The organism is Streptomyces sp. NPDC036813 (assembly GCF_055609245.1).
In genome coordinates this window covers 271,013-292,122 of sequence record NZ_JBVJPV010000002.1, presented here as the reverse complement: position 1 = coordinate 292,122, position 21,110 = coordinate 271,013, and the positions used below count along the sequence as shown (strand labels likewise).

Here is a 21,110-nt window from a genome sequence, read left to right as displayed (position 1 = left end):
AACCGGGCGGCCCGCTCAGGGCCGTCGGTACAGGACTGTCGGTGCGCGGGTCGTCCCCAAGGCGCTTGCGTCGTAAGCCAGCATGCGGGACTGTTGCCGGAGGACATCTGTTTCCTGTCGTAGAGAGGTGGTGGGGTGCGCCTACGGCGCGCCCCCGCGTGTGTTCGATGCCAGTGGCACCCCCGCCCATCCTTCCGGCGCCGTGGTCCACGGCGGCGCGGCCCGGGACCTGTCCCCGTTCCCGGTGATCGTCACCGACCGGGACGGCGGTGTGGTGGAACTCAACGACGCCGCACGGATGTTGTGGCCGCGGGCCGCTGCCGGTGACCGATGGCGCGACACGGCACCGTCCTGGCTGGCCGACGCGCACACCCGGCTCGCCACCGGAACCCGCGTCGGCGCGCTGCCGGCGCACGGGGCGATCGCGGACCGCCACTTCGAGGCCCGTCCGACCCTGTCGGGCGACGGTTGTGTGGCGTGGTGGCTCGTCGACGACACCGACCGGCGGATCGCCGAGACCGCGCTGGCCGACGCCCGGCGGCGGTCCGCGTTGCTGTCCGATGTGGCAGGCCAGTTGCTGTCGACGCTGAACCTGACGCGCTGCATGGAGATGACCGCGCGGATGGCCACCGACCATCTCGCCGAGGCCGCCCTGCTCGTCGCCCCGCCCCAGGGCCACCGTCACGCGTTGACGTCCGCGCATCGCGGCGGGCCGGTGACGCAGGTGACCGCGCAGGTCGACGCGCACTGCGTGCCCGGTCTCGCCGAGGCCCTCCAGGGGTTCCCTCCCGTCCCGGCGCGCTGGATCGACCCGGCCGTCCTGCCCGAGTGGGTACACCCGCCGGACTTCACCGAACCGATCGGTTCCGTCATCGTCACCCCGCTGCCGGGGCACGGCGTACCCGCCGGTGCGCTGATCCTCCTGCGATCCGGCCGCGAACGGGCCTTCAGCGAGGACGAGGAGCTCTTCGCGCGCCTCTTCGCCGCCCGCGCCGGGGCTGCGCTGTCCGCCGCGCGTCTCTACACCGAACAGAGCGCCATCACCACCACCCTGATGCGGGAACTGTTGCCGCCGACCCTGCGCAGCGTGCACGGCGTGGACTACGCCGGCGCCTACCGCCCGGCGCGCGACAACGAACGGATCGGCGGCGACTTCTACGACGTGCATCCCGGCGCGGATCCCGCCGAGGAGACCCTGGTGGTGCTCGGGGACGTGGCCGGCAAGGGCCTGGAGGCCGCCGTGCTCACCGGCAAGATCCGTAACACGCTGCACGCGCTGCTGCCGCTGGCCGCCGACCACGCACGCATGCTGACCCTGCTCAACGGGGCGTTGCTGTCCTCCCATCACACCCGGTTCGCCACCCTGGTGCTGGCGTCGGTCCGCCGCCGCGGCGGCACGGCGGATCTGCGGCTGACCAGTGCGGGCCATCTCGCCCCGCTGATCGTCCGCCGGGACGGCACCGTCGAGGAGGCCGACACGCACGGCTCACTCATCGGGGCCCTGCCCCGGGTCACCTCCGTCAGCGCCGAAGTGACCCTGCGTCCCGGGGACACCTGCGTGCTGTACACCGACGGGGTCAGTGAGGCCCGCGGCGGCCCGCTCGGTGACGAACTGTTCGGCGACCACCGGCTCAAGCGGGCCCTCGCCGAGTGCGCGGGCATGCCGGCGGAGGCCGTCGTCGAGCGGATCCAGATGCTGACCGCCCAGTGGGTGGGATCGGGCAGTCATGACGACATCGCCACCGTCGCCATCACCGCGCCGCGGTCGGCGGAACCGACGGTGGTGGGCGGTCAGGGCCGCACGGGCTCGACGCCGGCGAGGAGGAAGGGGTGAGCGCTCCCCCGGTGACCGCCCTGGACACCCTGGTGGACGCGTTGTGGCAGGCCGTGGCGCACGGCGACGAGTACGCGGCCGTCGACCTGGCCCACCGGGCACGGGCCGAGGGGATCGACGAGGAGACCCTGCTGCTCGACGTGATCGCCGCCGTCCAGCACCGGGTGGGCGTCGAGTGGGCCGCGGACCGCCTGACCGTGGCGCAGGAACACGCGGCGACCGCCATCAGCGAACGGGTCATCACCACCCTGGTGCACGGCCGGCCCCCTGCGAGCGGGCGCCCGGACGCGGCCAAGGGCCGGGTCACGGTCAGCTGCGTGGACGGCGAGTGGCACGCCCTGCCGGCCCGGCTGGTCGCCGAGGTGCTGCGGATACGGGGCTGGCACGTGGACTACCTCGGCGCGCAGACACCCACCGCGCATCTGGTCTCGCATCTGCACCACACCGGTTCGCAGGCGGTGCTGCTGTCCGGTTCGCTGCCCACGCACCTGCCCACCGCGCACGCCGCCGTCACCGCCTGCCAGGCCGTCGGTGTCCCGGTCATGACGGGCGGTCGCGCCTTCGGACCGGACGGCCGCTACGCCCGCGCGCTGGGCGCCGACCGCTGGGCCGCGGACGCGCGCGCCGCGGCAGCCGTTCTGGACGAGGGGCTGCCGCCGCCGGACCCGGCGACGGTCCGCCAGGCGGTGGACGACCTGCCGCACCTGGCCGACCAGGAGTACACGTTCGTCGTCCAGTCACGCAGCCGTCTCGTCAGGCAGACGCTGGCGGACCTGGAGGGCCGCTTCCCGGCCCTGCGCGGGTACAGCGGCGAGCAGCGCGAGCGCACCGCGGAGGACCTGGCACACATCGTCGGCTTCCTGGCCACCGCCCTCTACGTCGACGACGCGGACCTCTTCACGACGTTCCTCACCTGGACCGCCGACGTCCTTGACGCACGGCGGGTTCCCCCGCACTCCGTGATCGTCGCCCTCGACGTACTCGGCGGCCGGCTGCGCGACTTCCCCCGCGCCCTGCGCCTGCTCCACGACGGGACCACCGCCCTGGCCGCCCGCGCCCTGTCCCCCCTAGCCGGCCCCCTCAACGGCATATGACCGACCTGCCGCCCACCCCCCTGCGCCTCACCGTCACCCACCGGTCCCACGAGCTGACCGTCGACGTGGAGGGCGACCTCTTTCTCGACACCGGCGACCAGTTGGTCGACACGGTGAGCGACCATCTGATCCGGCGTGGGGACGTGCGCGTGGTGCGCCTGAGCTGCGCCCGGCTGTCCTGGATCGACTCCGTCGGCCTGTCGGCGCTGCTCATGGTGCACCGGCGTGTCTGCGCCGCCGGTTCCGTCCTCCGTATCGACGACCGCTCCGCCGTACTGGACCGCATGCTGCGCCAGACCGGCACGCTCGGTCACCTCACCGCCCTGGCGGGCCAGGACGACGACGCCGGCGGGGCCCACGCCACCTGACCTCTTTCGCCAGGCAACTCATCGCCCGGACGGGGTAGGAGAGGATCACAGGAGCAGACGGCATCAGCGCCGTCGCGCGAGCGGACCAGGGGCACGAGGACGACGGATGCAGTGGGAGAACAGGGCGACCGTGAAGGTGACCTGCCATGACCGAGTCTTCGAGATCAGCGTGCGCGGCGAGGTCGACTACGACGAGGACGACCTGCTGCAGGCCGCCTGGGCGGAGGCCGAGGAGTCGGCACGCCCGGTGACCGTGGTGGACCTGTCCCAGGTCACGTTCGCCGACAGCGGGTTGCTCAACGCGCTGCTCGAGGCGTGGCACCAGCACCGGGCCGACGGCCGTGAACTGATCCTGCTCGGCCCCTTCCGCCCGCCCGTCGAGCGGCTCTTCACCCTCACCGGCACCCGGGACCACTTCACGGTCACCGACTCGCGTGCGCAGGCCATGCGTGCGGACGGTGTCTGAGGCGGAAGGAACCGCGCAGGCGTACGGACCGCCAGTGCGGGCATTCGGGAGATGCACCACCGATCCACGAACTCACGGGTGAACCTCACCGGTGAACAGGGAGGGAGAAAGAACGTGTCGTTCCTCTGGGCCATCGTCGCCGGCCTCATCATCGGTCTGCTGGCCAAGCTCGTCATTCCCGGCCGCCAGCCGATCCCGCTGTGGCTGACGGTCATCCTCGGTATCCTCGGCGGAGTCGCCGGCAACGCGCTCGCCAGCGCCTTCGGCGTGCGGGACACGGGCGGCATCGACTGGATCCGCCACATCCTCCAGATCGGCGTCGCGGCGGTCCTGATCGCCTTCGTCACCCCGCTGTGGGCCCGACGCCATGCATGAACCCGGGCGACCGGCCCCGTCGGCCCATGGCCGCCGGGGTCGGCGCGGGCACGGGACCACGACAGCCCGCTGAACAGCGGTGCCGGGTCCCCGCGTCCGAGCCTCGGGAGGCGGTCACGCTAGCGAGGTCCGTTGAGGCGCTCCTCCGGCGGATCGGCGAGCGTGATACGGGCGGTGACGCGCTTGCCGAGCGGCTCCCGCTGCACCTCGAACCCCTGCACGACCGCCATCACGATCTCCAGCCCGTGCTGTCCGACACGTCCTGGATCGGCGGCCCGGGCCACCGGCAGCGACGGATCGCTGTCCCAGACGACGACCTCCACGAGGCCACCGACGACACGCAGCTCCATCAGCACCGGTCCCGGGGCGTACTTGCGGGCGTTGGTGACCAACTCGCTCACCACCAGCCGGGTCACGTCCATCGCGCGCGCCGACACCGGCAGCCCGTACTCCCGTTGCACCCGGGCCAGGAAGCCGGCCGCATGACGGCGAGCCTCGGCGATGCTCTCGCCCGCTCCGTCGAGCGCGACGATCTCCTGCATCGGCTCACGGCCGGCCACACCTTCACCGCCAGGCGCTGAATCCACCGGGTCCATTCGCGTTCCCCCGTTCATGAGCCCACGTCTTCCCGCCGAAGGGCCGGACATGCCCGGCGGCCGCCCCGGGGCTCGCTCGCCCTGCCGACGACGCCGGAAACCGGATGCAACGGTACGCCTGCGCACGCCCACTGCTGACCGGCAACAGTCTTCGGACGCCGGGCCGATGCCGCCGCGCCGTTCGTCGCACCGGGGGGATCATCCGCCGGATGGAGCGATCACGGAGCATCACATGAACTCGCGTCCGCTTGGGCGGCGATGATGTGTGCGGTCACGCAAGGCCGGCGGCGTTCGCCGCATCTGCCGGGTACTTCCCTGCCAAAGCCCTGACCGTCGCCGCGGGCGAGGCGGTCTGCGTGGGTCCCGGTACAGCCGGTTCGGCGGGGAGGACAGCGCGGCCCCCGGTGGTGTGGCTTCGTGGGCATGGGCGGCCCGCGACGGCGTGTCCGGGCAACGCAGTGCGGGGCCGTTCACCGTGGAGGACAACTCCCGCGGGGTCGCACACCGCGGCAAGTCGGTGACTGGACGGGTGCGTCCCGCACGCGGACAGCTTCCGCGTGCGGGACGGCGCTCGGTGGCGGGGGGTGTCAGCTGGTCGTCAGGGCGGTGTCGTCCACGACGAAGCTGGTCTGCAGGGAGGAGTCCTCCACGCCGTTGAACTTCAGGGTGACCGTCTGGCCCGCCAGCGAGGACAGGTCGAAGGTCTTCTGCGCGTAGCCCGAGGCGGCGTTGACGTTCGAGTACGTCGCCAGGGTCGTCGAACCGGCGGTGACCGTCAGCTTGTCGTAGGCGGTGCTGCCGGTCTCGGCGGTGTCGATGTGCAGGTAGAAGGTGAGCGTGGCCTTGCAGCTGGCCGGGATCGTCACCGACTGGGACACGGTGTCGGTGTGCGAGGAGCCGTAGCCGTCGAGCCAGGCCTTGTAGGAACCGCCGTGGGCGGCCTCACCGGTGTCGTTGGTGATGACACCGCTGGTCGAGCTCCAGCCGGTGCTGCCGGACTCGAAGCCCGGGTTGGCCAGCAGCTGGGAGGAGGAGCAGGTGGAGCCGGAGGAGCCCACGGTCCAGGTGAAGGACGTCGAGCCGGAGGCGCCGGTGGAGTCCTTCGCGGTGACGGTGACCTGGTAGGTGCCGGCGGTGGACGCCGTACCGGAGATCAGGCCGGTGGAGCTGTTGATGGACAGGCCGGTCGGCAGGCCGGAGGCGCTGTAGGTGAGGGCGGCGCCCGCACTGTCGGTGGCGTGGATCTGCAAGCTCGCCGAGGCTCCGGTGGTGCTGGACTGGCTGCCGGGGTTGGTGACCGTCACCGTGTTGCCGGTGCTGGTGCCGGCGGTGAAGGCGGCGGTGCCGTTCGGGGTGCCCCAGCCGGTCGGGCCGTCGTAGCCGGCGCCCGCGGTGCAGAAGTACGAGGTGGAGCAGGAGCCGTTGGAGCCGCTGGTCACGTCGTACAGGTTGCCGGTGTGCTGGTAGGGGTACTTCGCCGGGTAGTCGGTCGTGCCCGGGGTGCCCGCGAGGGCGTAGACGCCGGCGACGATCGGGGCGGAGGCGCTGGTGCCGCCGTAGACCGCCCAGCCGGAGCCGCCGTAGGTGTCGTACACCGCGACACCGGTGGCCGGGTCGGCGACGGCGGAGACGTCGGCCTCCATGCGCTTGGCGCAGCCGGTGTCGGTCTGCCAGCTCGGCTTCGGGTCGTAGGCGGAGCAGCCGGAGCCGGTGCCCTCGGTGGAGCTGGTGTGCCACACCGACTCGCTCCAGCCACGGGAGTTGGAGGCGGCGGTGAGGGCGGTGCCGCCGACGGCGGTCACGTACTGGGAGGTCGCCGGGTATTCGGCGCCGTAGGCGGAGTCACCGGAGGAGACGGTGATGGCGACGCCGGGGTGCTTGAAGTACTGGGTGTCCTCGGTGGTCTGCGAGGAGGCCTCGGAACCGCCCCAGCTGTTGGAGACGACCTTGGCGCCGAGCGCGACGGCCTCGTTCTCGGCGATGCCGAGGTCGGTGTCGTTCGCGGAGTTGGCCTCGACGAGGATGATGCTGCAGTTCGGGCAGACCGCGCTGACCATGTCGAGGTCGAGGGCCTCTTCACCGGCCCAGCCGGTGTCGTTGGTCGGCAGCGACGTGGTGGAGCCGGTCTGGCTGACCTGCTTGAAGCAGCCGTTGGCCTTGGTGCAGGAGGACAGGCCGTAGGTGGAGCGGTAGGTCGCGAGGTCCGCCTCGGCGTTGGGGTCGTTGTAGGCGTCGACGATGGCGACCGTCATGCCGGTACCGCCCGTGGTGGGCAGGTTGTAGGCGCTGTGCAGGTTCGCCGGGGACAGGCCCGACGGGGTCGCGGCGGCGAGGGCCGAGGTGAGCCGCTGCTTGATGTCGGTGCGGCGCTGCGCGAAGCACGACGCGTGTCCCGGCTCGGCGGTGGCGCACAGGTGCGTGGTGGGCACCTTCTGGCCGGCCTTGCCGGTGGAGTGGTAGGTCTGCCGCTCGGGTGCGGTCAGCGCTTTGTGGTTCTGCGCGACCTTGGTGGTGTGCGGCGTGGGAGCGGCGGTCTGGGCCGCCCCTGCCGTCGGTGCCGCCACGAGTCCGGTGACGGTGAGGGCGAGCGCGGGGAAAGCGACGGCGACGAGTCTTCGCAGACTCGGCCGGCGCCCGCTCGGGCGTGACTCACGCATGGGGTACTGCCTCCGTTGTGAGGTGGGGATCGCACTGGGTGGGCAGGCCCGTGACGCGCGCAGCGGCGGCAGAACGACGCAGTCATGAGCATGACACTCAGCCCCGCATGCTGGTTGAGAATTACATGACAGGGTGCGGGAGGAACATAAGTCCGAAGCGCGCGGACCGGCAGTACCGCACGGAATTCTTTGCTCCTCCATAGGATGCGATTGGCACCGTCATTGGAGGTCGCTGGGCCGGCCTTGATTCACCTCACGGTCACCGGGACGCGGGCCGCCCGCGCACGGCCGCCCCGCGGCGTCGCGACACGCGAACGGCCGCGCCGGGCCCGTTCTCACTCCTCGGCCCTCGTCTTCGGCCCCGCCCGGAGGAGGGTCAGCCCTCGGCCCGGTCCAGTGCCTCGTCCAGTGCCGTCGCCGCGGTGATCAGGGCGAGGTGGGTGAACGCCTGCGGGAAGTTGCCCAGTTGTTCGCCCAGGGGGCCGATCTCCTCGGCGAAGAGACCGACGTGGTTGGCGTAGGTCAGCATCTTGTCGAAGGCGTAGCGGGCCTGGTCCAGGCGGCCGGCGCGGGCCAGGGCGTTCACGTACAGGAAGCTGCACAGGGAGAAGGTGCCCTCGCTGCCCCGCAGGCCGTCGGGTGAGGCGGCGGGGTTGTAGCGGTGGACCAGGCCGTCGGAGACGAGTTCGGTGTCCATCGCGTCGAGGGTGGACAGCCAGCGCGGGTCCCTGGGCGCGATGAAACGCACCGCGGGCATCAGCAGGAGGGAGGCGTCGAGGATGTCGCTGCCGTAGTGCTGGACGAAGGCCCCGCGCTCCGCGTTCCAGCCGCGGTCCATGATCTGCCGGAAGATCGCGTCACGCGCCGCCGTCCACGCGGCCAGGTCGGCGGGACGGGCGAACGCGGTGGCGAGGGTGATGCCGCGGTCGAAGGCGGCCCAGCACATCACCCGGCTGTAGGTGAAGTCATGGCCGCCGCCGCGCGTCTCCCAGATGCCCTCGTCGGGGCGGTCCCAGTGGGTGGTGAGCCAGTCGAGGGTGTCGGACAGGCCGAGCCAGCCGTCGTAGCCGTAGCCGGACCACTGGGCGTCGTGGACGCGGGTGAGGGCCCAGGCCGCCTCACCGTAGATGTCCATCTGGAGTTGACCGGCGGCGCCGTTGCCGATGCGGACGGGCGCCGAGCCGCGGTAACCCTCCCAGTGGGGAAGGATCTCCTCGGCGAGGTGGGGGTCACCGTCCACCCGGTACATGATCTGCAGGGGTTCGCCGGTGACCGTCCGCTGCTCGCGCAGGCGCATGCCCAGCCACTGGCGGAAGGCGTGCGCCTCCTCCTCGTGACCCAGGTCGAGCAGGGCGTGGACGGACAGGGAGGCGTCGCGCACCCAGGTGTAGCGGTAGTCCCAGTTGCGTTCGCCGCCGAGTTGTTCGGGCAGGCCCGTGGTGGCCGCCGCGACGGGGGCGCCGGTGGGGGCGTAGGTGAGCAGCTTGAGGGTGATCGCCGAGCGGTTCACCGCGTCCTGCCAGCGGCCCCGGTAGCGGCTGCGCCGGACCCAGCCGTGCCAGAAGTCGCGGGTGGCGTCGAAGGTGTCCTGCACCTGCTCGAGGGTGAACGCCGGCTCGGGCGGCGCCCCCGTGGCGTCCAGTGTCAGGACGACCGCGGCCGTCTGCCCCCGCGTCAGGTCGACATCGGCGCACACGTCGTCGCCGTCCCGTTCCAGGCGTACGGCGCCCAGCGGCTGGAGGAGGGCGTGTGTGCCGGGGCCCGCGAAACGGGCGACGCCCTGGTGGAGTTCCAGACGATGCCGCGCCCGGCCGTAGTCGAAGCGCGGGCGGCAGGTCAGGCGGAACCGGACCCGCCCGCGCGGCACCCGCATCACCCTGATCAGCCGGTGCCGGGAGCTCGGCGTCGGCGGCTGGTCCAGGGGCATGAGGTCGACGACCTCGCCGACGCCCTCCGGGGTGAGGAACCGGGTCACGAGGATCGCGGTGTCCGGGAAGTACAGCTGGCGGGTGGTGACGTCCGGGCCGTCCACGGTGATCGCGAAGTGGCCGCCGCGGTCGTGGTCGAGGAGGGCGCCGAAGACACTGGGCGAATCGAACCGGGGAGCACACAGCCAGTCGACCACGCCCTCGGAGGAGACCAGCGCGACGGTCTGGAGGTCTCCGACGAGGCCGTGGTCGGCGATGGGCGGGTAGCGTCGCACGCGTGCCCGGGTGTCAGCTCGTCGCTTCCCGGTGGCTGGCCAGCGCCCAGACGATGAAGACGTCGATCGCCATCATGACCAGGGACCAGACGGGCTGGTAGGGCAGGAACAGGAACTGCGTGATCAGGCTGAGCGAGGCCAGGAAGATGCCGGCGAAGCGCGCCCAGGCCATGCCCTTGAGCAGGCCCGCTCCGGTGAGGGCGACGAGGGCGCCGATGACGATGTGGATGATGCCCCAGCCGGTCAGGTTGATCTCGTAGACATAGGTGCCGACGCGGGCGTACACATCGTCCTTGGCAACCGCCGCGATGCCCTGGAGCACGGCGAGGACTCCGCTGCACAGCAGCATGACGGCGGCGAAGACGACCCCGCCCGCGGCCCAGCCGCCGCTTCTGTCGGCCGCCTCCGGCGGCCAGGGGCGGTCCGATCGGTTCGACTGTGCGGCCTGGCTCATGTGGGTCCTTTCTCCTGCCCGGCGGCTTCCGCGGCGTCGCCGCCCGGGGAACCGCCGTGACGTCGCAGACCAGGAGATCTGCCGGCGCTAGTAGCGTCCGGCCGCCGGGGCCGTGCGGCCATGTGGGGTGGGCCGAGCGGGTGACGCGGTCCGGCGCCCGGCCGTGAGCGACCGCCGGCCGGGTGCCGGACCCCTTGCATGCCACCCATGGCGCACCCCGGGAACGCCGATCCCCCTACGGCGGTCGCCGTGTGGAACGTGCTGCGGTCCTCGCCACGCGGCCCCGGAGACGACGATGCCGCAGCCGGCGCCCCCGTCCTCCGTACGGTCGCTGCCGCGTTCACTGCTGCGTCAGGTGCGTCCCGACCCCGGGCCCCGTCGGGGTCACCGTCGCCCTCTTCTTCGCCGACCTGCGGCTCGCGGGCAGCAGATGGGCCGCCGCCGGGATCGCGGTGGCCGCCCTGTCCGCCGCGACGGGCGTGGGACGGCTGGTCCACCGCCACTGCCGGGGCTACGAACGGCGGTCCCGTCCACTGACCGGTCGGCGCGAACGGCGCGGAGACATCGGCCCGGCCGGTCTCAGGGGATCTCCTGCTCGGCCCAGATGATCTTCCCCTCGGGTGTGTAGCGGACTCCCCAGCGGTGGGCGAGCTGGGCCACCAGGAACAGGCCACGGCCGCCCTCGTCCGTGCTGCGGGCGTGTCGCAACCGGGGAGCGGTACTGCTGCCGTCGGCGACCTCGCAGGTCAGGCGGGTGTCGCGGACGAGGCGCAGCCGGATGGGCGGTGCGGCGTAGCGGATCGCGTTGGTGACGAGTTCGCTGACGATCAGTTCGGTCGCCATGGCCAGCCCCTCGAAACCCCATGCCTCCACCTGCCGGGTGGCGCGGCCTCGCACGTCGCCGACGGCGGCCGGATCGACGGGCACGTCCCAGGAGACGACCTGGTCGGGACCCAGCGCGTGGGTGCGGGAGAGGAGCAGGGCGACGTCGTCGGACTGAGGGGTGCACACGAGGCGCTGGACGGCGCTCCGGCACAGGGTGCCGAGGTCGGCGCCGGGCCGGGCGAGGGCCTCGCCGAGCCGGGACATGCCGCGTTCCATGTCCCGGTCGGCGCCCACGATCAGACCGTCGGTGTACAGACCGAGGAGGCTGCCGGGGGCCAGTTCGATCTCGCCGGTCTCGAAGCCGATCCCGCCGAGGCCCAGCGGCGGACCGGCGGGCGGCGCGGGGAAGTGCACCTCGCCGTCCGGTGCCACGACGACGGGCGGCGGATGACCGGCGCGGGCCATCGTGCAGCGCCGGGTGACAGGGTCGTACACCGCGTACAGGCAGGACGCGCCGAGGAAGGCGGTGGCGCCGTGGTCGGCGGGCTCGGCGCGCTCCGCGGGCCGGACACGGTCGGTGAGCCGGTCACGGTCGGCGGCCTCGGTGCGGTGGGTGGCCCTGTCGCGCTCGGTGAGTGGGTCACGGTCGGCGGCGGCGGGGCGGCGGGTGACGTTGTCGCGGTCGGTGGTCGCGGGCCGGCCGGCGGGCTCGTCGCGGTCGATGGCCGTCCAGGCCCGCGCCGCGCCGGGGCCGGGGTTCGCCCCGCCACCCCGAGCGGGAGACGTCTCGTCGCCCAGGCCGGCAGTCGCCCGGTCGCTCAGGCCGGCGGTCGTCCCGTCGCGCAGGCCCGCGGTCTCCTCCTCGCTCAGCCGGAGCACCAGGTCGTCGAGGTGGGCGAGCAGTTCGTCGGGCGGCATCTCCATGTCGGCGAGCGTCTGTACGGCGGTGCGCAACCGGCCCATCGCCGCGGCCGCGGTGATGCCGTGGCCGACCACGTCGCCGACCACCAGGCCGACGCGGGCGCCGGACAGCCGGATCACGTCGAACCAGTCGCCGCCGACCCCGCCCGTCGGGTCGGCGGGCAGATAGTACGAAGCCACGTCCAGCGCGGTGCCCCCGCTCAGGGCGTGCGGCAGCAGACTGCGCTGGAGGGTGACGGCCGCCGTGTGCTCCCGGGTGTAGCGGCGGGCGTTGTCGACGCACAGCGCCGCCCTCGCCACGAGCTCCTGCGCCACCAGGACGTCGTCGGGCTGGAACGACACCGGGTTGAGGGAGCGGACGAAGGTGGTGAGGCCCAGGGCGGTGTTGCGGGCCCGCATCGGCACGGAGATGAGGGAGTGCAGACCGAACTCCCGGATGCGCGCGGCCCTGCCGGGCTGCCGGACCGCCCACTGCTCGTCGGACGGGTCCAGCACGGGGACGAAGTTCGGCTCACCGGTGAAGAGCATGTCCATGTCCCGGGTCGGCGCAGGGAAGTCCACCCGGTCGCCGATGCCCGCCACGGCTTCCGGACAGCCCTCCCGCACCGAGCGCATCCCGGCGCGCCGCATCACCGTCCGGGCCGGCGCCGGCCCCGCGTCGGTCAGCCAGGCGCCGTGTCCCGCCGTACTGAGGACGGGTTCCAGGAGGTCGACGACGACGAAGTCGGCGAAGCGCGGCACGGCGAAGTCGGCGAGCTCCTGGGCCGTACGCATCACGTCGAGCGTCCTGCCGATGCTCGCACCGGCCTCGTTGACCAGCGACAGGAGCTCGCGGGCGTTCCACCGCTCGGTGACGTCCAGCACCATGTAGCACACGCCGGTGACCATGTCGTCCGCGTCCACGAGGGGGAAGAAGGACGTGGAGTAGGCGTGCCGGCGGTGTGGGTCGGACCAGCTCCAGCCCACGTACTCGTAGTCGGTGACCGGGACCCCGGTCTGCATGACCTTGCGCATCAGCCCTTCGAGGGTGTCGGTCTGCAAGCCGGGCAGCAGCTCTCCGAGCCGGCGTCCGAGCCGCTGTTCGCGGGGGATGCCGCCGATGCGTTCCAGGGTGTCGTTCAGCCATACGTAGCGCAGCCCGCGGTCCATCACCGCCATGCCGACGGGCGAGCGGGTCAGGAACCCGTCGAGGACCGACTCCCCCACTCCCCACCGCAGCCTGCGCTCGCGCGCCGAGAGCAGGAAGCACTCCTCGCCGGCGAGACGGAAGGCCGCGGACACCCTGAGGTCGGTCTGGATGCGGTGCCCGTCGCGATGCCTGAGCGGGATGGCGCCGTTCCAGCCCATGCCGCCCCGGCAGCGTTCGGCGACCGCGGCGACGCGTACCGGGTCGCCGGGCAGGGCGGCCAGCCGCTTGGCGGGCCGGCCGACGACCTCGGACGCCGGGTAGCCGAGCAGGTGCTCGGCGGCGCGGGTCCAGCCGAGCACCACGCCGTGCCCGGACAGCACGGCGGCCGCGTCGGTGGACGCGTCGAAGAGGGCGCGCGCCCCCGCGTCCGCGGGGGGATCGGAGCCGTTTCGCGCAGAGTCCATGTCGTGCGTCCTTCGGCAGGATCACGGGGGCCTTCTCGTCCGCGTGAAGGACGGTGATCCCGTTTGTCCGCTTACAGCACCATGGTGCTGCTTGTCCGCCGGATGTGCATGGCCCGGCGGCGCTCCCGCCCGGTCCGGTTGAGGGCAGCCGGAGGCCTTACGGGGCTGTGTCGCCCTCGTCGGGGAGGCGAGGGAGCATGGAGGGGCCGGGTTCACCGCCGTACGGCGAGGACGGCGAAGGCCGGCGGGTGCTGCCGACCGGTACAGGAGGCGCAGGGATGACTGCCGAGACCTTCCCGCCCGACGGTGATCGGTACGGCACCGAGCCGCACCGGCAGACCAGCCTGCTGGATGTGCTGAGCGTGGCGGCTCTGGTGCTCGACGTCGAGGGACGCATCGTGTTCTGGACGCCGCAGGCGGAGGAATTGTTCGGCTACTCCGCGGCCGAGGCGCTGGGCAGGCCCGCGGCCCGGCTGATCATCCACCCCGAGCATCTGCACGGGGTGCTCAAGCTGTTCGCGGAGGTCCTGGAGACGGGCCGCAGCTGGGCGGGCGCGTTCCCGGTCCGGCACAAGGACGGCAGCACGCGGCTGATGGAGTTCCGCAACATGCGGCTGCTCGACGACCTCGGGGATGTCTACGCCCTGGGTCTCGCCGCCGATCACAGCCTGCTGCAACGGGTCGAGACCGATCTGGCACTGTGCGAGCGGCTGATCAACCAGTCCCCGATCGGTCTGGCCCTGCTGGACCCCGACCTGCGGTACCTCCTGGTCAATCCGGCGTTGCAGCGGATCGACGGCATCCCCGCCGAGGACCACATCGGCCGTCATCTGCGCGAGACGCTGCCCTTCGCCGACGTCGACACCGTCGAGTCGGCGCTGCGGCAGGTGCTCACCACGGGTACACCGCTGCTCGACCAGTACCACGTGGGCCGGCCCCGCTCCGACCCCGAGCACGAGCGCGCCTGGTCCCTGTCCTTCTACCGTCTGGAGGACCCGGGCGGGCGGGTGCTCGGCGCGGCCATCTCGGTCGTCGACGTGACCGAGCGGCACCGCGCGGCGGCCGAGGCCGACCGGGCCCGGCGCCGGCTGGCCCTGATCGCGGACGCCTCCACCCGTGTCGGCACCACCCTGGAGGTGGAGCAGACCGCCGCCGAGCTGGCCGAGATAGCCAGCGGGGCGCTGGCCGACGTGGTCGCGGTCGACGTGCTGGACTCCGCTCTGGCCTGCCGCCGGATGCGCGAGCCGGACAACGGTCCGGAGCTGTTCCGGGCCCTCGCTCTGAAGGCGGCCCAGCCCTCCGTGGCGCTCCGTGCCGCGGACGCCCCCGGTGAGCTCGCCGCCTACGAGGGGGACCGCCTGGTCACCCTGTGCGTCCACACGGGCCGGCCGGTGCTCGTGCGGCACGTCGGTGAGGAGGACCTGCCGCGGATCGCCCGCGACGCCGAGGCCGCCGCGCTGCTCGCGCGCGCGGGGGTCCACTCCTATCTCGCCGTACCGCTGATCGCCCACGGCGAGGTGCTCGGTGCCCTCGATCTCAAGCGCACCCGCAATCCGGTCCCCTTCGACGAGGACGACGTCATCCTGGCCGGCGAGCTGGCCGGGCGGGCCGCGATCGCCATCGACAACGCGCGCTGGTTCCAGAGCGTGCGCAACACTTCCCTGACCTTGCAGCGCAGCCTGCTGCCCGACCATCCGCCGCACCACACGGGTCTGGAGCTCGCCTCCCGCTACCAGCCGGCACAGGCGACCAGCGAGGTGGGCGGCGACTGGTACGACGTCATCAAGCTGTCCGGCGACAAGACCGCCCTGGTCGTCGGTGACGTCATGGGCAACGGCATCGACGCCGCCGCCACGATGGGACGGCTGCGGACGGCGACCGTCGCGTACGCAGATCTGGACCTGCACCCGGGCGAAGTGCTCCGCCATCTGGACAAGATCACCTGCGATCTCGAGCACTACATCGTGACCTGCGTCTTCATCGTGTACGACCCGCACACCAGACAGTGCTGCATCGCCAACGCCGGTCACATGCCGCCCGCGCTGGCCCGCGTCGGCGAACCACCGACGCTGCTCGAAGTGCCCTCCGGTGCCCCGCTCGGCATAGGCGGCATCCGGTTCGAGACCACCACGGCCGAGCTGCACCCCGGCGACCTGCTGGTGCTCTACACCGACGGTCTCGTCGAAACCCGCCAGCACCCGATCGACGACCGCCTCAACGCCCTCCTCGGCTTCCTCGACGAACCCGAACGTCCCCTGGAGGACACCTGCGACCTCCTCCTCTACGGACTGCGCCACCCCGACGACCACGACGACGTGGCCCTCTTGGTGGCGCGAGCGCTGTAGGAGCAGGCGGTCAGGTGACCGTGACCACCTGTGCGTTCGGAGTCATCGCCGCCAACCGCTTGATCTTGCGGCGCACGACGTACAGCGGGATCACTCCGAACACGCCGAACGACATGTCGATGACCGACCACCAGAAGGGAATTCCGCGCAGCGGGCCGCAGATCAGGGCCAGCGGGATGATGCCGGCGCAGGCGATCATCCCGAACTCGACGACCCAGATGTTGCGGACGGGGTCGCGGTAGGGGCCGTAGAAGGCCACAGCGATGACCAGGTGGGCGAAGGCCAGCCAGTCGGTGCCGTAGAGGAGGAAGGGGTAGCGGGCGTCGGTGGCGTCCAGGCCGTCGCGCACCCGCTCGATCCACCGCATCAGGCCCGGCAGATGCTCCGGCACGGACAGCGCCCGCAGCGCCGATTCGGTCCAGCGCAGTTCGTGCACCAGCGGGAAGGCCGTGGCGCCGCTGAGCACCAGGCAGACGACGAAGAGGACCAGCCAGGCGCGCACGTCCCTCAACAGGGCGGCTCTGCCGCTCACATCACTCATGGCGGCAGCATACGCCGGGAATTGAACATGTTCAAAAGTCCGGGTCGCGGGGCTGGCCCGCGCGGTTGAGGGCCGTCTCCACCGCCGCCACCCGCTCGGCCGGCGCCTCGATCTGGACGACCGGTGCCGTACGCCACCGACCTGCTGGTCCATCCCGTGCCGACCCGTGACCGGCCGGCCATGGCCGACCTGGTCCTTGAGCGCGCTCGGTTCGCTTTCCGCGGCGCGCGCCGGGCCCGAGCCGTTGCTGCGGACGTCCGACGGTCTGCTTCGACTCGGGCTGCGCCGCCGCCGAGGCCGCCCGGCAGCTCTCCTTCGGAGTGCGCGCCATGACGTACCGTCTGGAACGCATCCACCTCAGCGGCGCCGATCCCGCCGACCCGGCGCACCGCTGCAAGCGGCAGACCGCCGTCATCGGCGCTGGCCGGCACGCGAACTGTGACGCGGCACCGCGTCAGGCCGCCACGCCGGATCTCGCTGCCGCCCCCTCCTGGGCCGCGCCGGCTGTCACCCACGCGGCCCAGCCCACCGCCCGCGTCGCCGGTGCCCCGCTCCCCCGCATCCGCCCCGCGTCCACTGCTCCGTTCGTGTGCGATCGTCACGTGAACAGCCGCGTGTCGCTGCTTCCGGGCGACGCCCCGGTCTGCGTCCGGCAAGGATGGCCTGACTGACGTGGCGAAGCCGGTCTTTCGAGAGAGACACAGCTTGTGAGCATCCTCAACGAACCCCAAGGTTCCCCAGCCGAAGAGGGCTATTACCAGGACGAGCTGCCGCTTCGGCGCAAGCGTCCCGGCAATGTCGTGGTGAAGTGGCTGACGACCACGGACCACAAGACGATCGGCACTCTCTACCTGTCGACGTCGTTCGGCTTCTTCCTGATCGGCGGCGTCATGGCGCTGCTCATGCGCGCCGAGCTGGCCCGCCCGGGTCTGCAGATCGTGTCGAACGAGCAGTTCAACCAGGCGTTCACGATGCACGGCACCGTGATGCTGCTGATGTTCGCGACGCCGCTGTTCGCCGGGTTCACCAACTGGATCATGCCGCTGCAGATCGGTGCGCCGGATGTCGCCTTCCCCCGGCTCAACATGTTCGCGTACTGGCTGTACCTGTTCGGCTCGCTGATCGCGGTGGGCGGTTTCCTCACCCCGCAGGGTGCGGCGGACTTCGGCTGGTTCGCCTACACGCCACTGTCGGACGTGATCCGCTCGCCGGGCATCGGCTCCGACATGTGGATCATGGGCCTGGCGTTCTCCGGCTTCGGCACCATCCTCGGCTCGGTCAACTTCATCACCACGATCATCTGCATGCGCGCTCCGGGCATGACGATGTTCCGCATGCCGATCTTCACCTGGAACGTGCTGCTGACCGGTGTCCTGGTCCTGCTGGCCTTCCCGGTCCTCGCGGCCGCGCTGTTCGCCCTGGAGGCGGACCGCAAGTTCGGCGCCCACGTCTACGACCCGTCCAACGGCGGCGCACTGTTGTGGCAACACCTCTTCTGGTTCTTCGGGCACCCAGAGGTGTACATCATCGCCCTGCCGTTCTTCGGCATCGTCACCGAGGTCATCCCGGTCTTCTCCCGCAAACCGATCTTCGGTTACATGGGCCTGGTGGCCGCCACCATCGCGATCGCCGGCCTGTCCGCGACCGTGTGGGCGCACCACATGTACGTCACCCAGGGCGTGCTGCTGCCGTTCTTCTCCTTCATGACCTTCCTGATCGCGGTCCCGACCGGTGTGAAGTTCTTCAACTGGATCGGCACGATGTGGAAGGGCGCGCTGTCCTTCGAGACACCGATGCTGTGGGCGACCGGCTTCCTCGTCACCTTCCTGTTCGGCGGCCTGACCGGCGTCATCCTTGCCTCACCGCCGCTGGACTTCGAGGTCTCGGACTCGTACTTCGTGGTGGCGCACTTCCACTACGTGGTGTTCGGCACCGTCGTGTTCGCCATGTTCGCGGGATTTCACTTCTGGTGGCCGAAGTTCACCGGCAAGATGCTCGACGAGCGCCTGGGCAAGATGACCTTCTGGCTGCTGTTCGTCGGTTTCCACGGCACGTTCCTCGTACAGCACTGGCTGGGCGCGGAGGGCATGCCGCGTCGTTACGCCGACTACCTGGCGGTGGACGGCTTCACGGCCCTGAACACGATCTCGACGATCGCGTCCTTCGTGCTCGGCCTGTCCATGCTGCCGTTCCTGTACAACGTGTGGAAGACGTCGAAGCACGGCAAGCACGTCGGTGTCGACGACCCGTGGGGTTACGGCCGTTCTCTGGAGTGGGCGACCTCCTGCCCGCCGCCGCGGCACAACTTCCTCACTCTGCCGCGGATCCGCAGCGAGTCCCCGGCGTTCGACCTGCACCACCCGGAGATCTCCGAACTGGACCAGAAGGAGCTCACGGGCCGGCGTGACGCAATCGACGCCGCCGGACACGAAGGCGAGCGGTGATGACGGATCCGGCGCGCTCCCTCGCCCGGCAGCAGGGGGCGTCGCTCGCCGACGAGATCGAGGGCTTTCTCCTCGCCGAGGCCGACCGGGAGCAGGCGCGTCGAGCGGCCGAGGCCTTCTGCGCCGGCCTGCCGTGGCTGACCACCGCGCAGGCCGAGGAGGTCGCCCGGCTCTATGCCGAACAGCACATCGAACTCACCCGGGAGAGGCTGCGCCTGACGCTGCGGCGGGCCGGCGAGCTGCGGCGCGAGTACGAGGCCCGCTACGACCAGCTGCGGCAGCGCCTGCTGACCTGGCACGCCCTCCTGGGGTCGGCCGTCCTGGCCTTCGCCACCGGGGTGGGGGCCGTGGTGTCCGCGGCGGTGCGCTGAGGGACCACCGGATGACGGGGCGCGGCCGGCCGGGCCGCGCCCCGTCGTCGTACGCGGGTACGGCGGGGTGCTCGAGTACGACCAACTCGAGTACGACTAAAGGGCGCGGGACAGGCGGGGTGGTCGCGGGACGGGTCAGAACTTGCCCATGTGGTGGGCGATGCGGTGACCCAGCCGCCGGCCGAACCGCTCGACGAAGTCGGTGGCGAGCGGGGGCCAGCCCCAGAACTCGAAGGCCAGGGCGCCCAGCGCGAAGCCGTCCTCCCACTGCCACTCGGTGACCGGGACACCGGCGCCGCACGCGGAGCAGGGCGCGGTGCCCTCTCCTGTCTCCTCCCAGGCGGCGATGCCCTCCTTGAAGGGCCGCCAGATCGTTTCGTCCGCCTCCCATGCCTGCGGATAGTCGATGACGACCGTCCGGGTCCGGCAGCGTGGGCAGACGACGTACGCCGCCTCGTCCTGTCCCTGGCCCCCGACGTGGTGGTGGCGCCCGACGACGACGGCCACGGGGCCCGGCAGCCAGGTCGTGTCCGACGCGTCGGCCACGGCCCGCGTCCAGTGCGGGCCCGGCACATGGCCCTCGTCCGCATGCAGGCTGTACACCCCGTCGCCGGACGTCTCGCGGGTGATCAGCCCCTCGGTCACCAGCCAGTCGACCGTCCGCCGCGCGAGCGGGCCGGCCTCCTCGCCGCTCACCTCGACGTCCACGATCCGCTCGAAGAAGTCACCCATCGTCCTGCCGTCCCCTCTCGGTCACCGTGACCAGCGGACAGGTCACGAGGTCCCCGTCACTCGGGAACTCCCCTGTATTTTGCGCCGGTTGCATTCTCGTCCCTCCCACGCCGGCCGTTCGGGACAAGCCGCCGGCCTCCGGTGTGCCGCGAACTGTGGAGTCGGTGGGCCCGGATCGCGAGACGACGTTGCCGAAGCGGGATGCATGGCCTTTACATGTTTCCCATGCAGAGCCCTGACACTCCGACCACGACCACCGGTCCCGCCCCGCAGACGACCGGCCCCGGCCCCGCGGACCGCGCCGCCCGGCGGGCCGTCACCGTCTTCCCCGTCCTCGTCCTCGCGGCGGGCGCCGTCGCTCTGGCCTCCCCCGGCACGTTCACCGGCTACGGCCCCTGGGTGCCGTATCTGCTCGGCGTGGTCATGTTCTGCATGGGGCTCACCATGTCCCTGGAGGACTTCACGGGCGTGGCCCGCCGGCCGTGGGTGGTGCTCCTCGGCCTCGTGGCCCACTACGTGATCATGCCGGGGCTGGGCTGGCTCATCGCCCATCTGCTGCACCTGTCGCCCGCGCTCGCGGCCGGGGTGATCCTCGTCGGCTGCGCGCCCAGCGGCACCGCCTCCAACGTCGTCACCTACCTCGCCCGGGGAGACGTCGCGCTGTCGGTGTCCGTCGCCACCGTCTCGACCGTGCTCGCGCCACTCCTCACACCACCGCTGACGCTGCTGCTCGCGGGTCAGTACCTGCCCGTGGACGCGGGGTCGATGGTGACCGACATCCTCAAGACCGTACTGCTGCCCGTCGTCGCCGGGCTCGTGGTGCGGCTGGTCGCCGGGCGGTGGATCGAGCGCGTCCTGGGAGCCATGCCGTGGCTGTCCTCCCTGGCCATCGCGGTGATCGTCGCCGTGGTGGTAGCGGGCAGCGCCGACGCGCTGAAGTCCGCCGCGCTCACGGTGCTGGTGGCGGTCGTGCTGCACAACGGCTGCGGGCTGGCTCTCGGCTACGGGTGCGGCCGCCTCGCCCGGCTGGGCCGGGCGGCCTCGCGCGCGATGGCCTTCGAGGTCGGCATGCAGAACTCCGGCCTCGCCGCCTCACTGGCCACCGCGCACTTCACACCGCTCGCCGCGCTGCCGGCCGCCGTGTTCTCCGTGTGGCACAACGTCTCCGGCGCGCTCGTGGCCGCCTGGATGGCGCGGCGCGCGCCGGTGCGACGGGGCGCGGCCGACGCGTGACGCGTACCCCGGCGCGCGCCGGCCGTACTCCACCGGCGGGCCGTGCCGGGCGGTGGTG

16 protein-coding genes and 1 pseudogene are annotated in these 21,110 nt (G+C 71.8%); 10 read left to right on the top strand and 7 right to left on the bottom strand.

Annotation, left to right across the window (positions count from 1 at the left end; genetic code table 11):
* Window positions 1-160 precede the first annotated feature (160 nt).
* The 5 genes from ACZ67Q_RS05360 to ACZ67Q_RS05340 all read left to right on the top strand — a co-directional run bounded on the left by ACZ67Q_RS05360 (window position 161) and on the right by ACZ67Q_RS05340 (window position 4,137).
* Window positions 161-1,834, top strand: coding sequence for a PP2C family protein-serine/threonine phosphatase (locus tag ACZ67Q_RS05360; RefSeq protein ID WP_471176656.1), 1,674 nt, complete (start codon window positions 161-163; stop codon window positions 1,832-1,834).
* A complete protein-coding gene (locus ACZ67Q_RS05355) occupies window positions 1,831-2,928 on the top strand; it encodes a cobalamin B12-binding domain-containing protein (RefSeq protein WP_471176654.1) in 1,098 nt (365 codons plus the stop codon). Before ACZ67Q_RS05360 ends, ACZ67Q_RS05355 begins: the two co-directional genes overlap by 4 nt.
* A complete protein-coding gene (locus ACZ67Q_RS05350) occupies window positions 2,925-3,296 on the top strand; it encodes an STAS domain-containing protein (RefSeq protein ID WP_471176651.1) in 372 nt (123 codons plus the stop codon). Before ACZ67Q_RS05355 ends, ACZ67Q_RS05350 begins: the two co-directional genes overlap by 4 nt.
* 106 nt (window positions 3,297-3,402) lie before the next feature.
* Window positions 3,403-3,762, top strand: coding sequence for an STAS domain-containing protein (locus tag ACZ67Q_RS05345; protein WP_361637161.1), 360 nt, complete (start codon window positions 3,403-3,405; stop codon window positions 3,760-3,762).
* 114 nt (window positions 3,763-3,876) lie between these two features.
* On the top strand, window positions 3,877-4,137 hold the full coding sequence (locus ACZ67Q_RS05340) for a GlsB/YeaQ/YmgE family stress response membrane protein (RefSeq protein ID WP_471176648.1): 261 nt from the start codon (window positions 3,877-3,879) through the stop codon (window positions 4,135-4,137).
* A 119-nt stretch (window positions 4,138-4,256) separates the two neighbouring features.
* Here the strand turns inward: ACZ67Q_RS05340 and ACZ67Q_RS05335 are convergent, their stop codons facing one another.
* The 5 genes from ACZ67Q_RS05335 to ACZ67Q_RS05315 form a co-directional block, all read right to left on the bottom strand.
* Window positions 4,257-4,733 (bottom strand): ATP-binding protein, encoded by a 477-nt coding sequence (locus ACZ67Q_RS05335; RefSeq protein WP_471176645.1) that lies wholly within the window; start codon window positions 4,731-4,733, stop codon window positions 4,257-4,259.
* A 587-nt stretch (window positions 4,734-5,320) separates the two neighbouring features.
* The gene (locus ACZ67Q_RS05330) at window positions 5,321-7,390 is read right to left on the bottom strand and encodes a putative Ig domain-containing protein (protein WP_471176643.1); all 2,070 of its coding nucleotides are present in this window, start codon (window positions 7,388-7,390) and stop codon (window positions 5,321-5,323) included.
* A 376-nt stretch (window positions 7,391-7,766) separates the two neighbouring features.
* A complete protein-coding gene (locus ACZ67Q_RS05325) occupies window positions 7,767-9,593 on the bottom strand; it encodes a glycoside hydrolase family 15 protein (RefSeq protein ID WP_471176640.1) in 1,827 nt (608 codons plus the stop codon).
* Window positions 9,594-9,606: 13 nt separating this feature from the next.
* Window positions 9,607-10,047 carry a DUF7144 family membrane protein gene (locus ACZ67Q_RS05320; RefSeq protein ID WP_471176638.1) on the bottom strand — a complete coding sequence of 147 codons (441 nt, stop codon included), beginning with the start codon at window positions 10,045-10,047 and terminating at the stop codon, window positions 9,607-9,609.
* 579 nt (window positions 10,048-10,626) lie between these two features.
* Window positions 10,627-13,386: a SpoIIE family protein phosphatase gene (locus tag ACZ67Q_RS05315; protein WP_471176637.1), complete on the bottom strand. Its 2,760-nt coding sequence runs from the start codon at window positions 13,384-13,386 to the stop codon at window positions 10,627-10,629.
* Between the two features lie 278 nt (window positions 13,387-13,664).
* On the opposite strand from ACZ67Q_RS05315, the gene ACZ67Q_RS05310 reads away from it, so the two are divergent.
* Window positions 13,665-15,731, top strand: a complete 2,067-nt coding sequence (locus ACZ67Q_RS05310) for a SpoIIE family protein phosphatase (RefSeq protein WP_471176634.1) — start codon at window positions 13,665-13,667, stop codon at window positions 15,729-15,731.
* Window positions 15,732-15,741: 10 nt separating this feature from the next.
* Here the strand turns inward: ACZ67Q_RS05310 and ACZ67Q_RS05305 are convergent, their stop codons facing one another.
* Window positions 15,742-16,263: a hypothetical protein gene (locus ACZ67Q_RS05305; RefSeq protein WP_471177707.1), complete on the bottom strand. Its 522-nt coding sequence runs from the start codon at window positions 16,261-16,263 to the stop codon at window positions 15,742-15,744.
* Between the two features lie 129 nt (window positions 16,264-16,392).
* Here ACZ67Q_RS05305 and ACZ67Q_RS05300 point away from each other — a divergent pair.
* The 3 genes and pseudogenes from ACZ67Q_RS05300 to ACZ67Q_RS05290 form a co-directional block, all read left to right on the top strand.
* Window positions 16,393-16,694 (top strand): annotated as a pseudogene (locus tag ACZ67Q_RS05300) (helix-turn-helix domain-containing protein); the annotation flags it as partial.
* Window positions 16,695-16,979: 285 nt separating this feature from the next.
* Entirely contained in the window at window positions 16,980-18,716 is a 1,737-nt protein-coding gene (gene ctaD / locus ACZ67Q_RS05295) for an aa3-type cytochrome oxidase subunit I (protein ID WP_471176632.1), read from the top strand.
* Window positions 18,716-19,087 carry a hypothetical protein gene (locus ACZ67Q_RS05290; RefSeq protein ID WP_471176629.1) on the top strand — a complete coding sequence of 124 codons (372 nt, stop codon included), beginning with the start codon at window positions 18,716-18,718 and terminating at the stop codon, window positions 19,085-19,087. The genes ctaD and ACZ67Q_RS05290 overlap by 1 nt, the downstream gene beginning before the upstream one ends.
* A gap of 135 nt (window positions 19,088-19,222) precedes the next feature.
* On the opposite strand, the gene ACZ67Q_RS05285 is transcribed toward ACZ67Q_RS05290, so the two are convergent.
* The gene (locus ACZ67Q_RS05285; protein WP_471176627.1) at window positions 19,223-19,819 is read right to left on the bottom strand and encodes a hypothetical protein; all 597 of its coding nucleotides are present in this window, start codon (window positions 19,817-19,819) and stop codon (window positions 19,223-19,225) included.
* 225 nt (window positions 19,820-20,044) lie between these two features.
* Here ACZ67Q_RS05285 and ACZ67Q_RS05280 point away from each other — a divergent pair, with 225 nt between their 5' ends.
* Window positions 20,045-21,052 carry a bile acid:sodium symporter family protein gene (locus ACZ67Q_RS05280; protein ID WP_471176625.1) on the top strand — a complete coding sequence of 336 codons (1,008 nt, stop codon included), beginning with the start codon at window positions 20,045-20,047 and terminating at the stop codon, window positions 21,050-21,052.
* The last annotated feature ends 58 nt before the right edge of the window (window positions 21,053-21,110 follow it).